Annotated in this window: 11 protein-coding genes; 6 read left to right on the top strand and 5 right to left on the bottom strand. The window is 67.0% G+C overall.

Features of this window, described 5'->3' with window-relative positions; all coding sequences use genetic code 11:
* Positions 1-14: 14 nt before the first annotated feature.
* From glyQ to VF651_02425, 5 genes are all read left to right on the top strand, one after another.
* Positions 15-935: a glycine--tRNA ligase subunit alpha gene (gene glyQ, locus VF651_02445; protein ID HEX7964554.1), complete on the top strand. Its 921-nt coding sequence runs from the start codon at positions 15-17 to the stop codon at positions 933-935.
* The gene (glyS, locus tag VF651_02440; GenBank protein ID HEX7964553.1) at positions 932-3,055 is read left to right on the top strand and encodes a glycine--tRNA ligase subunit beta; all 2,124 of its coding nucleotides are present in this window, start codon (positions 932-934) and stop codon (positions 3,053-3,055) included. Before glyQ ends, glyS begins: the two co-directional genes overlap by 4 nt.
* A gap of 3 nt (positions 3,056-3,058) precedes the next feature.
* Positions 3,059-3,595: a D-glycero-beta-D-manno-heptose 1,7-bisphosphate 7-phosphatase gene (gmhB, locus tag VF651_02435; protein HEX7964552.1), complete on the top strand. Its 537-nt coding sequence runs from the start codon at positions 3,059-3,061 to the stop codon at positions 3,593-3,595.
* A 10-nt stretch (positions 3,596-3,605) separates the two neighbouring features.
* Positions 3,606-4,361, top strand: coding sequence for a lysophospholipid acyltransferase family protein (locus tag VF651_02430; protein ID HEX7964551.1), 756 nt, complete (start codon positions 3,606-3,608; stop codon positions 4,359-4,361).
* 169 nt (positions 4,362-4,530) lie between these two features.
* Entirely contained in the window at positions 4,531-7,263 is a 2,733-nt protein-coding gene (locus VF651_02425) for a hypothetical protein (GenBank protein ID HEX7964550.1), read from the top strand.
* Here VF651_02425 and VF651_02420 read toward each other — a convergent pair.
* The 5 genes from VF651_02420 to dnaA form a co-directional block, all read right to left on the bottom strand.
* Entirely contained in the window at positions 7,235-7,708 is a 474-nt protein-coding gene (locus VF651_02420; GenBank protein ID HEX7964549.1) for a hypothetical protein, read from the bottom strand. The two genes, VF651_02425 and VF651_02420, sit on opposite strands and share 29 nt — an antisense overlap.
* Positions 7,709-7,710: 2 nt before the next feature.
* Complete coding sequence (gyrB, locus tag VF651_02415) at positions 7,711-10,128, bottom strand: DNA topoisomerase (ATP-hydrolyzing) subunit B (protein ID HEX7964548.1); 2,418 nt, start codon at positions 10,126-10,128, stop codon at positions 7,711-7,713.
* 29 nt (positions 10,129-10,157) lie between these two features.
* A complete protein-coding gene (gene recF / locus VF651_02410) occupies positions 10,158-11,228 on the bottom strand; it encodes a DNA replication/repair protein RecF (GenBank protein HEX7964547.1) in 1,071 nt (356 codons plus the stop codon).
* Positions 11,229-11,351: 123 nt separating this feature from the next.
* A complete protein-coding gene (gene dnaN / locus VF651_02405; protein ID HEX7964546.1) occupies positions 11,352-12,452 on the bottom strand; it encodes a DNA polymerase III subunit beta in 1,101 nt (366 codons plus the stop codon).
* 235 nt (positions 12,453-12,687) lie between these two features.
* On the bottom strand, positions 12,688-14,013 hold the full coding sequence (gene dnaA / locus VF651_02400) for a chromosomal replication initiator protein DnaA (protein HEX7964545.1): 1,326 nt from the start codon (positions 14,011-14,013) through the stop codon (positions 12,688-12,690).
* Between the two features lie 268 nt (positions 14,014-14,281).
* Between dnaA and rpmH the strand changes: the two genes are divergently transcribed.
* Positions 14,282-14,416 carry a 50S ribosomal protein L34 gene (gene rpmH / locus VF651_02395; GenBank protein HEX7964544.1) on the top strand — a complete coding sequence of 45 codons (135 nt, stop codon included), beginning with the start codon at positions 14,282-14,284 and terminating at the stop codon, positions 14,414-14,416.
* The last annotated feature ends 2 nt before the right edge of the window (positions 14,417-14,418 follow it).

Below are 14,418 nucleotides of genomic sequence, written 5' to 3'. Positions count from 1 at the left end.
CCAAGAAAACCAACATGGCCTCAAAGAAACCCGCTTCTTTTCAAGAACTTATCTTAGCCCTGCAGGCCTATTGGTCGGCTCAGGGCTGCGTGCTCATGCAGCCCTATGACATGGAGATGGGGGCCGGCACCTTCCACCCCTCCACCTTCCTCCGGGCCATCGGTCCCGAGCCCTGGTCAGCCGCCTATGTGCAGCCCTCCCGCCGCCCGACCGACGGGCGCTATGGCGAGAACCCTAACCGGGCCCAGCACTATTACCAGTTCCAGGTGATCATCAAACCCTCGCCGGCGGACTTCCAGGAGCTGTACATCGGCTCACTCAAGGCGCTCGGCATCGATCCCCTGGTGCACGACATCCGCTTCGTGGAGGACAACTGGGAATCCCCGACCTTGGGCGCCTGGGGCCTGGGTTGGGAGGTGTGGCTGAACGGCATGGAGATCAGCCAGTTCACCTACTTCCAGCAGGTCGGGGGCCTGGAGTGCAAGCCGGTCTCCGGCGAGATCACCTACGGCCTCGAGCGCCTCGCCATGTACCTGCAGGGCGTGGAGAACATGTACCAGCTCACCTGGACCGACGGCCCGCTGGGCCGCGTCACTTACGGCGACGTCTACCACCAGAACGAGGTGGAGCAGTCCAAGTACAACTTCGAGCAGGCCAACACCGAGGTGCTGTTCCGCTGGTTCGATACCTGCGAGCAGGAATGCACGCGGCTACTGGAGCTCGGCCTGGCACTGCCGGCCTACGAGCAGGTGCTGAAGGCCTCCCACACTTTCAACCTCCTGGATGCGCGCCGCGCCATCTCCGTCACCGAGCGCCAGCGCTACATATTGAGAGTGCGAACGCTCGCCCGCGGCGTGGCCCAGGCCTACTACAACGCGCGGGAAGCCCTGGGGTTCCCGATGCTGCACCCCACACGTAATGGGGCGAAGAAATGAGCGCGGCAAAGAAGAAAACCACCGCCGCGCCGAAGCAGCCGGCCACGCTGCCGTTCCTCGTCGAGATCGGCACCGAGGAGCTGCCGCCCAAGAGCCTGCGCAAGCTCGCGCTCGCGTTCCTGGAGCACTTCGAGGCCCAGGCGGTGGCCAAGAACCTGCTGCCGGCCAAGACCCACGACGAGGTGTTCTTCTCGCCCCGCCGTCTCGCCCTCTACATACCGGCGCTCTATCCCCGCCAGCCGGACCGCAGCGAGGAGAAGCTTGGCCCTGCCGTGGCGGCGGCCTACGACGCCGAAGGCAAGCCCACCAAGGCGGCTGAAGGTTTCGCCAAGTCCTGCAACACCACGGTGGACAAGCTCGCCCTCAAGCAGACCGACAAGGGCGAGCGCCTGGCGTTCATGCTGGAGGTGAAGGGCGAGAGCGCCGCGGCGCTGCTGCCCGGCATGGTGCAGGAAGCCCTCGCGAAGCTGCCCATCGGCAAGCGCATGCGCTGGGGCGCCGGGGATGCGGAGTTCGTGCGCCCGGTGCACTGGGTGCTGATGCTGCTGGGCGACAAGGTATTGAAGAGCGACATCCTGGGGGTGGCCGCCTCCAACAAGACCCACGGCCACCGCTTCCACCATCCCGCTGCGATCGTCATCAAGAAGCCCGCCGACTACCGCAAGCTCCTGGAGAAGACCGGCAAGGTGCGGGTCGAGGACCGGGACGGCTCGCTGGCCGGGGCCATCGGCAAGCTCGTGACCCAAGCCGCCGCCAAGGTGAAGGGCAAGGCACGCCTCGACGCGGCGCTGCTGGAGGAAGTGGCGGCGCTCGTCGAATGGCCGGTGCCGCTGGTCGGCGACTTCGACCGCAGGTTCCTGGCGCTGCCGGAAGAGGTGATCACGGTGGTGCTGCAGGGCCAGCAGCGCTACTTCCCACTGCGCGGCGCCGCCGGCAAGCTGCTGCCGCACTTCGTCACCGTCTCCAACGTGCAGAGCAAGGACCCGAAGGAGGTCAAGCGCGGCAACGAGCGGGTGATCGTGCCGCGCCTCACGGACGCGATGTTCTTCTGGGACCTGGACAAGGGCGTGCGCCTCGACACCCGCGCCGAGGACCTGGAGACCATGGTGTTCCAGAAGGAGCTCGGCTCCTATGCGAACAAACAGAAGCGCGTGGCGGCTCTGGCCGAGGGCATCGCCCGCGACATCGGCGGCGATGCCGCGCTGACGCGCCGCGCCGCCGGCCTCGCCAAGTGCGACCTGCTCTCAAACCTCGTGGGAGAGTTCCCGGAGCTGCAGGGCAGCATCGGCATGCACGTAGCGCGGGAGAGCGGCGAACCGCCGGAGGTGGCCCGTGCCATCGAGGAACATTACCTGCCGCGCTTCGCCGGCGACCGGCTGCCTGCAACCCGCACCGGCCAGGCGCTGGCCATCGCCGACAAGCTCGACACCCTCTGCGGCATCTTCGCCATCGGCCAGAAACCCACCGGCGACAAGGATCCCTTCGCGCTCAAGCGCGCGGGCCTCGGGCTCATGCGCATCGTGGTGGAGGGAGAGCTCGACCTGGTGTTGGCAAATCTCGCGCGCGAGGCGCTCGCGGCCCAGCCGGTGCAGGGCAAGGCCTCCGCCGACGAAGTGTACGAGTTCCTGCTGGAGCGCCTCAAGGCGTACTACCTGGAAGCCGGCATCCGCCCGGACGTGTTCGAGGCAGTACGGGCGCGCAAGCCCGGCAAGCCGCTGGATTTCCAGCGCCGCCTGCAGGCGGTGAACGAGTTCCTGAAGCTGCCGGAGGCCACGGCGCTGGCCGCCGCCAACAAGCGCATCGCCAACATCCTGCGCCAAGCGGGAGGCGGCGAGCATGGCGAGGTGAAGCCCGAGCTCTTGAGACTGCCGGCGGAGACCAAGCTGCACGGCGAGATCGCCACGTTGCGCGGCGCGGTGGCATCCCTGTCCCAGGCCGGCGACTACACCGGCGCGCTCAAGCGCCTGGCGGCGCTGCGCGCGCCGGTGGATGCGTTCTTCGACCAAGTGATGGTGATGGATCAGGATGCGGCGGTGAAGGCGAATCGCCTGGCGCTGCTCGCCTCCCTGAGCGCACTGTTCCTGCAGACGGCCGATCTGTCGTTGCTACAGGTCGACTGAACGATGCGGCTCGTCATACTGGATAGAGACGGGGTCATCAACCGCGAATCGGATGCCTTCATCAAGACGCCTGAGGAGTGGGAACCTCTTCCCGGCAGCCTGGAAGCCATCGCCCGTCTATACAAGAGCGGCTACACGGTGGTAGTCGCGAGCAATCAGTCGGGCGTGGGCCGGCACTTGTTCAGCCTGGACACCCTCGCCGCCATCCACGGCCGCATGAAGCGTGAGGTGGAGGCGGCGGGCGGCAAGATCGATTCCATCTTCTTCTGCCCCCACACGCCGGGGGACGGCTGCGACTGCCGCAAGCCCAAGCCGGGCCTGCTGCACCAGATCGCCGAGCGCTACCAGCTGAGCCTCAAGGGCGTGCCCATGATCGGCGACTCGGCGCGGGACTTGGCCGCTGCCCGGGCCGTGGGGGGCCGCGCGATACTGGTGCGGACCGGCAACGGCCTCAAGGCGCTGGAAGAGGAACACGACGAGGTCGAAGACTATGCTGACCTGGCCGCCGCCGTGTCTCAATTGCTGAAAGAAATCCACTAATATCTCCCGCATGCTGTTCCTGCGTTCCCTCGCGTTCAACGTGCTGTACGTGGCCACTGCGGCGGTGTTCGCCACGCTGGTGGCGCTGGCGGCGCCGTTCAACCGCCACTGGGGTTACATGCTGGTCATCCCCTGGGTGCGCCTGAACTTCTGGACCCTGAAGCACATCTGCCGCATCGACTGGACGGTGCAGGGCCGCGAGCACATCGGCAGCGAACCCGCCATCGCCTACTGGAAGCACCAGTCCGCCTGGGAGACCCTGGCGCAACTCGTGGTGTTCCCCACCCAGTCCTGGGTGCTGAAGCGCGAGCTCATGTGGATCCCCCTCATCGGCCAGGCGCTCATGGCGATCGAGCCCATCGCCATCAACCGCAAGGCCGGCCATACCGCCGTGAACCAGGTGATCAGCGAGGGCAGCAAGCGCATCCTGGAGGAAGGGCTGTGGGTGATGATCTTCCCGGAGGGCACCCGCATGCCGCCCGGCACCACCCGCCGCTATGGCGTCTCCGGCGCGCTGCTGGCCGAGAAGACCGGCCGGCCGATCCTCCCGGTGGCCCACAACGCCGGCGACTTCTGGCGCCGCAACGCCTTCCTGAAGCACCCGGGCCTCATCCAGGTGCGCATCGGCAAGCCGGTCTACCCCCAGGGCCGCAAGCCGGAGGACGTGAACCGCGAGCTGCAGGACTGGATCGAGGCCCAGATGAAGGAGATCAGCCCCGGCTACGCCGGCACGGTGCTGCAGAAGGTCTCCCACGCCCCCCGCTGACCCTTCCGTCTTCCATAACGCCGCGGGATTTACCCCGCTGCATTCCCGGTGAATCCCCGAGTGTATTCACGGTGACACACTCCGATACTTCACGCTGCCTATAAGTCATCAGACCGCCGTTTCCCCCGGCGTGCGGGACGCACGCCAGCCGAACCGCAAGGTGCGTGCCATGAATGGATTCATCGCCAGCCGGCCGCTGCTCGCCCTGCTGCTCCTCGCCGTGCTCGCCCCGGCTTGGGCCGCCACGCCTGCCAGCGGCACCCTCACCGACACTTCCGGCCCGCTCGACTATGTCGCTGGGCCTTTCGTACTCGCGAACCCCACGCCGGTGCCGCTGGTGGACGCGGGACCCGAGTGCAGCAACCCGCAGCAGCCCTGCGACGATTTCGCGCTCACGGTGACGCTGCCCTCCGACTACACCACGACGCATCCGGGGGTGCTGCTGCGCGTGAGCGCCACCTGGAGCGACGCGGGCGCGGGCGCCTCGGATTACGACCTCTACGTCTACGCCGGCAGCGTCACCAACACCGACGGCTCCGTCGCGGCCCAGGCCCAGTCGGCGAGCTCCTCGGATCCCGAGGTGGCGACGTTGCGCACCTTCAACGGCAGCAAGACGTTCACCATAAAAGTGGTGCCCTACACTCCCAGCGGCGAGACAGTGCAGGTGCACGTCGAGCTGGTGCAGGGACCGGCGGGCGGCGGCGGCAGCGCCTTCGGCCAGGCCACGCCCACCGCGCCCGGCGTGCCGCGCTACCAGAACTTCTATGCGCCGGACGGCTCCACCGCCCAGGGCGACTCCGGCGAGTTCAGCATCGGCTTCAATCCCAAGAGCCGCAACGTGCTCACGCTCTCGGACCTGGACACCTTCCGGGTGACGCCGCCGGAGTCGCGCCAGCCGCCGCTGCCGGAATCCGGCCCGGCGCTGTGGACCAAGGTCTCGCCTTCCATCGTGAGCCTCACGACGCTGGACCCCATCCTCTATACCGATCCCGCCACGGGGCGCAGCTTCGAGTCCATGCAGACCACCGGTGCCGAGGCGCTGTTCGCCTACAGCGACGACGACGGCGCCACCTGGGTGCAGGCCTCCGCCGCGCCGCCCAACGGTGCCGCCGACCACGAGACCATCGGTGCCGGCCCTTATCCGGCCACGCTGCCGGTGCCCAACCCGCTCTACCCGCACGCGGTGTACTACTGCTCGCAGGCGGTGATCGGGCCCGCCTTGTGCCAGCGCAGCGACACCGGCGGCTCGACCTTCGGACCCGGCGTGCCCATCTACTTCGGCAACGGCATCACCGCCTGCAGCGGCCTGCACGGCCACGTGAAGGTGGGGCCGGATGGCGCGGTCTACGTGCCGGCGGCGGACTGCGGCGGACAGCAGGGCGGCTCCGTGAGCCAGGACGCGGGCGTGACCTGGACGCAGTTCCTGGTACCGGCGAGCCAGTCCTTCACCGGCGGTTCCACCGACCCCTCGCTGGCGGTGGACCAGGACAACACGCTGTACTACTGCTACGTGGACGGCCAGGGACCGGAGCACCACGTGCACGCCGCCGTGAGCCATGACCACGGCAAGACCTTCGCCCATGACACCGACCTCGGCACCGCCGTGGGCGTGGTCAACGCGGTGTTCCCCGAGGCGGTGGCGGGCTCGGCCGGGCGCGCCGCCTGCGGCTTCCTCGGCACCGACACCGCCGGCGACCACGAGTCGCTGGACTTCCCGGGCTCCTGGTACCTGTTCATCGCCACCACCTATGACGGCGGCGCCACCTGGACCACGGTGAACGCCACGCCCGGCGACCCGGTGCAGGGCGCGGGCGGCATCTGGAACGGCGGCGGCAGCCGGCAGAACCGCAACCTCCTGGACTTCAACGAGGTGACGATGGACGATCGCGGCCGCGTGCTGTTCGGCTACGACGATGGCTGCGTCAGCGACGCCTGCATCACCGATCCCAGCCACAACGACTTCACCGCCTACCAGCGGGTGGCGCGCCAGATCGGCGGCAAGCCGCTCCTGGCCCAGTTCGATCCAGCGGAGCCGGCGCCGCCCAAGGCGCCGTACCTTGAGGGCACGCGCAGCGCCAACCAGGCGACCCTGACATGGACGCCCCCGGACAACGGCGGTGCCGGCATCCGCGCCTATCGCATCCTGCGCGGCACAGCCGCCGGCGGCGAGAAGGAAGTGGCGAAGGTGGGTGGCGACAAGACGTCCTACATCGACGCCCGGGCGAGATCGTCGGTGGCGCAGTACTACTACAAGGTGGTGGCGGTGAACCCGCAGGGCGCTGGCGCCGCCAGCAACGAGATCGTGCTGCAGGTGCAGAATGGCGTCGCGGACCACTGCACCGTGCCGGGCATCAACGTGCTCACCGACGCCGCCGGCGACAACACCGGGACCGCGGGCACGGACCTGAAATCCCTGGAGATCGCGGAGCCCTACGCGGCGGACGGCGTGATCCGCTTGCGCTTCCAGCTGGACACCGATCCCGGCAGCGCCGTGCCCCCGCCGGGCAGCTACTGGTACGCCTCATTCAAGGAGGCGGACGGAAAGGTGCATGGGGTGCGCATGGTGTTCCCGGTGGGCTCGCTCAGCCCGAGCTTCGAGTCCTACGTGGCGGCGCCCAACTCCAGCGGGGTGACGGACGGGCGCTTCGTGCAGGCGGGCAGCAGCAAGCCGGCGGAGAGCGGCAGCTTCTACGACTTCGGCACTGGGACGATCGTGCTGATCGCGAAGGCCGCAGACCTCGGGCTCGCCGCGGGGGCCTCCATCAACGGCTTCAACTCGGCGGTGGTGCTGCCGGCCAGCACGCCGGCCGGCGGCGTCGCGACCACGCTGGACCAGATGCCCAACAGCCTCGCCTACGCCTCCGGCTTCACCCTCAGCCCCAACTCCGCCTGCCAGCCCTAGCCGCCAGGAGGCTCTGCCCGAGCTGACGGAGCGAACCGCGCCAGGACCAGCCGATGCCGGCGAGCAGGTAGAGCGGCAGCGAGGCGAGGAAATTCGCCGGCCGGTCCATCGGGTGGTGCACGGCGGCGTTGTAGGCAACATAGCTGCCATCCACCACCGCCCAAGCCAAGGCCGCCGCGGCCAGCAAGCCCAGCGGCCAGCCCCGCGGCGGGCGCCGCCGCAGGCCGGTCCACAGCAAGGTCACGCACCAGGGGGCGGTGAGGTACGTGAGCCCGCCCATGAGCAGGCTGTCGCCCACATCCCAATCGCCGATGCCGTAGTTGAGCGCACCGTAGATCAGCCAGGCTTCGCCGGCGGTGAAGCTGAGGAGCTTCCACGGGCGCGCCAGTTCGCGCAGGTAGGAGCCGTCCGGCACGAGTCTCGGTGCGGCGGCCCGGCTGTCCACCTTTAGACGTCCAGGTTCGCGACTTCCAGCGCGTTCTTCTCGATGAACTCCCGGCGCGGTTCCACCTGGTCGCCCATCAGGGTGGTGAACACGTCGTCGGCGCTGCGGGCGTCGTCGACCTTCACCTTGAGCAGGCGGCGCGACTGCATGTCCATGGTGGTCTCCCAGAGCTGTTCCGGGTTCATCTCGCCCAGCCCCTTGTAGCGCTGGATCGACTGGCCGCGCTTGGCCTCGTCCAGCAGCCACTGCATGGCCTGCTTGAATCCGGCCACGTCCTGGCGGCGCTCGCCGCGCAGCACCTCGGCGCCCTCGCCCATCAGCCCGTCCAGCTGCTCGGCCAGGGCGGCGATGCTCTTGTACTCGCCGGAGCCGAAGAACTCCCGGTGCATGAGCTTGTCGGTGGTGAGGCCGTGGTGGGTGCGGGTGACCTTGAGGCTCGGCACGTCGCGTGCCGCGTCCTTGTGCAGAGCCACGGTGTAGAGCGTGCCGCTGGCGTCGCTGGTGTTGAGGCGGCCATCCAGGTCCTTGGCCCACTTGGCGAGCGCGTCCTCGTCGGAGAAGCTCTCCGGCGCGAGCACCGGCATGTAGATGAGCTTCTCCAACACGTGCGCGTCGTAGCGGCGCGCCCAGCGCTGGATCATGGCCATCACTTCCACGTATTTGCCGGCGAGCGCCTCCAGGGCCGCGCCCTTGAGGGGCTTGGCGCCGGACTTAACCACGAGCGCGGCGTCCTCGAGGGCGGACTTGAGCAGCATGCTGTTCAGCTCGACGTCGTCCTTCACGTACTGCTCGCTCTTGCCGCGCTTCACCTTGTAGAGCGGCGGCTGGGCAATGTAGATGTGGCCGCGGGCCAGGAGCTCCGGCATCTGCCGGTAGAAGAACGTCAATAACAGCGTCCGTATATGAGACCCGTCCACGTCCGCGTCGGTCATGATGATGATGCGGTGGTAGCGCAGCTTGTCCGGGTTGAACTCTTCCTTGCCGATGCCGCAGCCCAGCGCGGTGATGAGCGTGCCCACCTCCTGGGACGACAGCATCTTGTCGAAGCGGGCCTTCTCCACGTTGAGGATCTTGCCCTTGAGCGGCAGGATCGCCTGGTACTTGCGGTCGCGGCCCTGCTTGGCGGAGCCGCCTGCGGAGTCGCCCTCGACGATGAAGATCTCGCACAGGGTCGCGTCCTTCTCCTGGCAGTCGGCGAGCTTGCCCGGGAGGCCGGCGATGTCCAGCACGCCCTTGCGGCGGGTCATCTCGCGCGCCTTGCGCGCGGCCTCGCGGGCACGGGCCGCCTCGATGATCTTGGCCACGATGATCTTGGACTCGGCCGGCCTCTCCAGGAGGAACTCCTGGAACTTCTCCGCCATCAGGGATTCGACGATGCCCTTCACCTCGGACGAGACCAGCTTGTCCTTGGTCTGGGAGGAGAACTTGGGGTCCGGCAGCTTGACCGAGACGATGGCGGTGAGGCCCTCGCGGGCGTCGTCGCCGGTCATGGGGATCTTCTCTTTCTTGAACTGGGGCGACTGCTCGATGAAGGTGTTGAGCGTGCGGGTGAGCGCGGCGCGGAAGCCCGCCAGGTGGGTGCCACCGTCACGCTGCGGGATGTTGTTGGTGAAGCAGTAGACGGTCTCCTGGTAGGAGTCGTTCCACTGCAGCGCCACCTCCACCGTGATCTTCTGCTTCTCGGCGACGAAGCGGAACACGTTGGGGTGCAGCGCCTCCTTGTTGCGGTTGAGGTGCTCGACGAAGGCCTTGATGCCGCCCTCGTACTGGAAGGTCTCGCGCCGGTCGCTGCGCTGGTCGTGCAGCAGGATGCGCACGCCCGAGTTCAGGAACGAGAGCTCGCGCAGGCGCCGCTCCAGGATCTCGGCGTTGAACTCGATGTGGGTGAACACCGTCGCCGCGGGCTTGAAGCGGATCTCGGTGCCGGTGCCCTCGGCGTCGCCGACGACGCGCAAGGGATACTGGGGAGCGCCGTCCTTGTACTCCTGCTCGTGCAGCTTGCCGTCGCGGCGGATGAAGAGGTGCAGATGCTCCGAGAGCGCGTTCACCACGGACACGCCCACGCCGTGCAGGCCGCCGGAGACCTTGTAGGAGTTGTCGTCGAACTTACCGCCCGCATGCAGGATGGTCATGATGACCTCGGCGGCGGAACGCCCCTCCTCCTTATGCATGTCCACCGGGATGCCGCGGCCGTTATCTTTCACGGAGATAGACTCATCTTCGTGAATGATGACTTCAATTTCGCTGCAATAGCCGGCAAGTGCCTCGTCTATGGAGTTGTCCACCACCTCGAAGACCATGTGGTGCAGGCCGGTGCCGTCATCGGTGTCGCCGATGTACATGCCCGGGCGCTTGCGCACCGCGTCGAGGCCCTTCAGGACTTTGATGTTGGTGGAGTCGTAGCGCTTGGTATCGGCCATGGGAAGAGGTCTTTCCTGACAATTTATCATTATACCCGTTTGACGATTTCCCCGTGTTCCACGTGGAACAAAACCGCGTCCGGCCAGGCCGGCAGGCGGTGTTCCTCCACGCTGGTGAGGAACACTTGGGCCTCCGTCTCCCGTACCAGTTCCAGGAACCGGCTGAGGTGCCCGGCGTCCAGTTCTGCCGCGAGATCGTCCAAGAGCAGCAGGCACTGGCGGCCGGTGGCCTGGCGCAGGTAAGCCGCCTGGGCCAGGAGCAAGGCGCCCGCCAAGACCTTCTGTTGGCCCCGGGAGACTTGCTGTTGGGCCGGCACACCCCCCAGGGAGATAGCCATCTCCGCGCGATGGGGTCCGGTCTGGGTGGTGCCCACTTCCCGGTCCCGCGCGCGGCCAGCGGCCAGCGCCTCTTCCAGGGTCTTTCCCTCTCCCCAGCCCCGCTGGTAGCGCAAGCTCAGTTCCACAGGCCCCAGGAGCCGCCGGGCCCAGGCCAGGGCCACAGGCTCCAGCTGGGCCAGATAGTCCCGCCGGTGTTGGTCCAGGAAGGCGCCCGCTGCAGCCAGTTCCGGTTCGAAGGGTTTGAGCAGGTTCTCGGCGGCCTTCTGCCGCAGCAGGGTATTCCGCTGTTTGAGGGCCCGCTGGTAACGGCGCCAGGCCGGGAGGAAGCTTTGTTCCACGTGGAACACCCCCCAGTCCAGGAACTGCCGGCGGTGCCGGGGCCCTCCCTCGATGAGCTGGTGAGCGCTGGAATCCAGGAGCTGCACCGGCAGGCGCTCCGTGAGTTCCGAGAGGCTCTTGGCTGGGGCGCCTCCGATGCGGGCCTCCAGGGCCCCACTCTGCCGGGCCAGCCCCAGGGCGGCCGTGCCGCCCGCGTCCTGGACCTGTCCGCTCAACAGGAAGCCCTCCGCCTCATGGCGGGTCAGGCTGTCGGCCTTGGGGGTACGGAACGAGCGGCCCCGGCTCAGGAAGAAGATCGCCTCCAGCAAGCTGGTCTTGCCGGAGGCGTTGTCACCGAGGATGAGGTTGGCGCGGGGTGCCGGATCCAGGTCGAGGGCGGCGAAGCAGCGGAAGTCCCGCAGCGTGAGGCGGGATAAGGGCATCTGCGCTGCTACCCCTTTGAACGAAAAAGCCCATCCTGGGCTTTTTCTAGGCGGCGAGTCCGGTACAGGCCCGGACTCGCCTTAGCGCTACGCGCGAGCGCTGCGATGCATCCCCGCATCGTCCTATAACCGCATGGGCATCACGACGTAGCGGCAGTTGTCGTTGTCGGGATGGCGGATGAGGCAGCTGCTGTTGGAGTCCGTGAGGGTGATGCGGACCTGCTCGGTGTGCAGCGCGCTCAGGGCGTCCATCAGGTAGGACACGTTGAAGCCGATCTCGAGCTCGGCTCCCTGATACTTCACTTCCACCTCGTCCTCGGCCTCTTCCTGCTCGGGATTGTGGGCCATGACCTTGAGGCGGTTCGGCGCGAGCTGCAGGCGCACGCCGCGGTACTTCTCGTTGGACAGGATGGCGGTGCGGCCCAGGGCATCGCGCAGCACCTGGCGGTCCGCCATGATGTCCTTGTCCCCTGCCTTGGGCACCACCCGCTCGTAGTCCGGGAAGCGGCCGTCGATGAGCTTCGAAGTGAAACGCAGGTCCGGCAGCTCCACGCGCACGTGGTTGGTGCCGAAGGAGACCTTGGCCGGATCTTCGCTGTCCGTAAGCAGGCGCTGCAGTTCCAGCACGCCCTTGCGCGGCACGATCACCTGCTGGGTCGGAAGGTCCGCGACGTCCGCGTCCAGGTCGTACATGGCGAGGCGGTGGCCGTCGGTGGCCACGGTGCGGATGCGCTTGGGCGAGAGCTCGAACAGGAGGCCGTTGAGGTAATAGCGCACGTCCTGCTGGGCCATGGAGAAATGGGTCTGCTCGATGAGCTCCCGCAGCTTCTTCTGGGCCAGGTTCACGCTGCGCTGGGACTTGATGTCCTCCACCGCGGGGAACTCCGCCGCCGGCAGCGTCGCCAGCAGGAAGCGGCTGCGGCCGGACTTCACCGTGACCTTGTCCCGCTCCAGGCTCACGGAGACCTTCGCGCCTTCCGGCAGCGCGCGGCAGATGTCCAGCAGCTTGCGTGCCGGAACCGTCACCTCGCCCTTCTCCTTCACGTCCACCTCGGCCTGGGCCACGAGTTCCACCTCGAGGTCCGTCGCCGTGACCGACAGGGTCTTGTCGGTGACCGTGAGCAGCACGTTCGCCAGGATCGGCATGGTCTGGCGGCGCTCCACCACTCCCACCACCGCCTGCACCGGCTTCAGCAAGGTATCCCGCAGCGCTTCGAACTTCATTTATCCACCTGTCTTCTTGATTTGATCTGAGAGAGATTTAAATCCGTAGCAGTAGCAGTAGATGCCTGATACCGCTGTGGATAATCGCTCTAAACCCTTATTTTTCAGTGACCTGCAATACATGGCAGTCTGTTAACTGACCGCCGGTCACAGGCCTTTAGCCTGTGGGCCGAATGTGAATAACTCGGAGTCCGATTTTACCCACAAATAATCCACAGGCGCTCTGCCCTGTTGTTCAGCTGGTGAGCGTCCTCACCAGGGCGGCGTAATCCTCATTCAGCTTACCGTCCTCGGCCCGCAGTTCCTGGACCTTGCGGCAGGCATGCAGGACCGTGGTGTGGTCGCGGCCGCCGAAGGCGTCGCCGATCTCCGGCAGGCTGTGGTTGGTGAGCTCCTTGGCGAGCGCCATGGCCACCTGGCGCGGCCGCGCGATGGAGCGGCTGCGCTTCTTGGACAGCATCTCGTTGACCCGCACCCGGTAGAAGTCGGCCACGGTCTTCTGGATGTTCTCCAGGGTCACCTGCCGGTCCTGGACCGCCAGGATGTCCCGCAGGCACTCCTTGGCGTAATCCATGGTGATGGCGCGGCCCGTGAAGCGGGCGTTCGCGATGACCCGGCGCAGGGCGCCCTCGAGCTCGCGGATGTTGGAGCTGACGCGCTGGCCGATGAAGAAGGCCACCTCGCTGGGCAGCTCTACCCCCTCCGCCACCGCCTTCTTCATGAGGATCGCCACCCGGGTCTCGAGTTCGGGCGGCTCCACCGGCACCGTGAGGCCCCAGCCGAAGCGGGACTTCAGCCGTTCCTCCAGGCCCTCGACCTCCTTCGGGTACCGGTCGCAGGTCAGGATCACCTGCTGCTGGCCTTCCAGCAAGGCGTTGAATGTATGGAAGAACTCTTCCTGTGAGCGCTCCTTGCCCACGAAGAACTGGATGTCGTCGATGAGCAGCGCGTCCACCGAACGGTACTGGCGCTTGAACTCGTTGATGGTGTTGTGCTGCAGCGCCCGGACCATGTCGTTCACGAACCGTTCCGAGTGCACGTAGGCGATGCGGGCCTTGGGGTTCCGCTTCAGGATCAGGTGCCCCACGCTGTGCATGAGGTGGGTCTTGCCCAGGCCGACGCCGCCGTAGATGAACAGCGGGTTGTAGGCCTTGCCGGGGTTCTCGGCGATCTGGTGCGCCGCCGCCACCGCGAACTGGTTGGACTTGCCCTCCACGAAGCCCTCGAAGGTGTAGAGGGGGTTCAGGCCCGAGCCGGGGGTGGGGATGGCCGGGGCCGGCGGAGCGCCGGGCAGGACCGTGGCGGAGACCTGGGAGTCGGCGGTGGTGCCCACCTCCAGCAGCACCCGCCGCTGCTTGTCTTCAGCCAGCTCACGGGCGAGGTTGGAGATGCGGGGCAGGAAGCGGTCCCGGACCCAGTCCATGACGAAGCGGTTGGGCGCCAGCAGGCGCAGGGTGCCGCCGTCTTCTTCGGCGTGGAGGGGGCGTATCCAGGTGTTCAGCTCTTGCTCGGAGAGTTCATGCTCCAAATGGCTGACGCACCGCGTCCAAAGCGATGGCATGGCTCTCGAGACCCCTCACCTGAATCTTTTTGTGGAGACGCGGCGCTGCGTGTGCGCTGCGCGGAAGTCGGGAGGCAGTCTATACCGGCGAAACCAAGTTATCCACACCCTCATGCGACGCGCCGTTTACAAGCATGAAATGCGCCAGAGCCCTGAACCGCTTGGGAAATAGTTGACAGCAGCGCCCCGCACACGTCTAATAACGCCCCTTTTACCGGCGCGCCTGGGCGGCCGGATTTTCGCCATACGTCTACCGGATTCGAGTGCCATGAAAAGAACGTACCAGCCCAAGAAGGGTCGCCGTAAGAAGACCCACGGTTTCCGGGCCCGCATGGCCACCAAGCGCGGCCGCCAGGTGGTGAACGCGCGGCGCGCCAAGGGCCGCAAGCGCCTCACCCCGTAAGC

Source organism: Gammaproteobacteria bacterium, assembly GCA_036383255.1.
Classification (GTDB): Bacteria; Pseudomonadota; Gammaproteobacteria; order Natronospirales; family REEB76; genus DASUBN01.
This window is presented reverse-complemented; position numbering and strand designations above follow the sequence as displayed.

What these genes read in the sequence shown, in the direction of transcription:
- glyS (HEX7964553.1), top strand. Translation starts at nt 932, where the DNA reads ATGAGCGCGGCAAAGAAGAAAACCACCGCCGCGCCGAAGCAGCCGGCC.
- recF (HEX7964547.1), bottom strand. Translation starts at nt 11,228, where the DNA reads ATGCCCTTATCCCGCCTCACGCTGCGGGACTTCCGCTGCTTCGCCGCC.
- glyQ (HEX7964554.1), top strand. Translation starts at nt 15, where the DNA reads ATGGCCTCAAAGAAACCCGCTTCTTTTCAAGAACTTATCTTAGCCCTG.
- rpmH (HEX7964544.1), top strand. Translation starts at nt 14,282, where the DNA reads ATGAAAAGAACGTACCAGCCCAAGAAGGGTCGCCGTAAGAAGACCCAC.
- dnaN (HEX7964546.1), bottom strand. Translation starts at nt 12,452, where the DNA reads ATGAAGTTCGAAGCGCTGCGGGATACCTTGCTGAAGCCGGTGCAGGCG.
- VF651_02425 (HEX7964550.1), top strand. Translation starts at nt 4,531, where the DNA reads ATGAATGGATTCATCGCCAGCCGGCCGCTGCTCGCCCTGCTGCTCCTC.
- VF651_02430 (HEX7964551.1), top strand. Translation starts at nt 3,606, where the DNA reads ATGCTGTTCCTGCGTTCCCTCGCGTTCAACGTGCTGTACGTGGCCACT.
- dnaA (HEX7964545.1), bottom strand. Translation starts at nt 14,013, where the DNA reads ATGCCATCGCTTTGGACGCGGTGCGTCAGCCATTTGGAGCATGAACTC.
- gmhB (HEX7964552.1), top strand. Translation starts at nt 3,059, where the DNA reads ATGCGGCTCGTCATACTGGATAGAGACGGGGTCATCAACCGCGAATCG.
- gyrB (HEX7964548.1), bottom strand. Translation starts at nt 10,128, where the DNA reads ATGGCCGATACCAAGCGCTACGACTCCACCAACATCAAAGTCCTGAAG.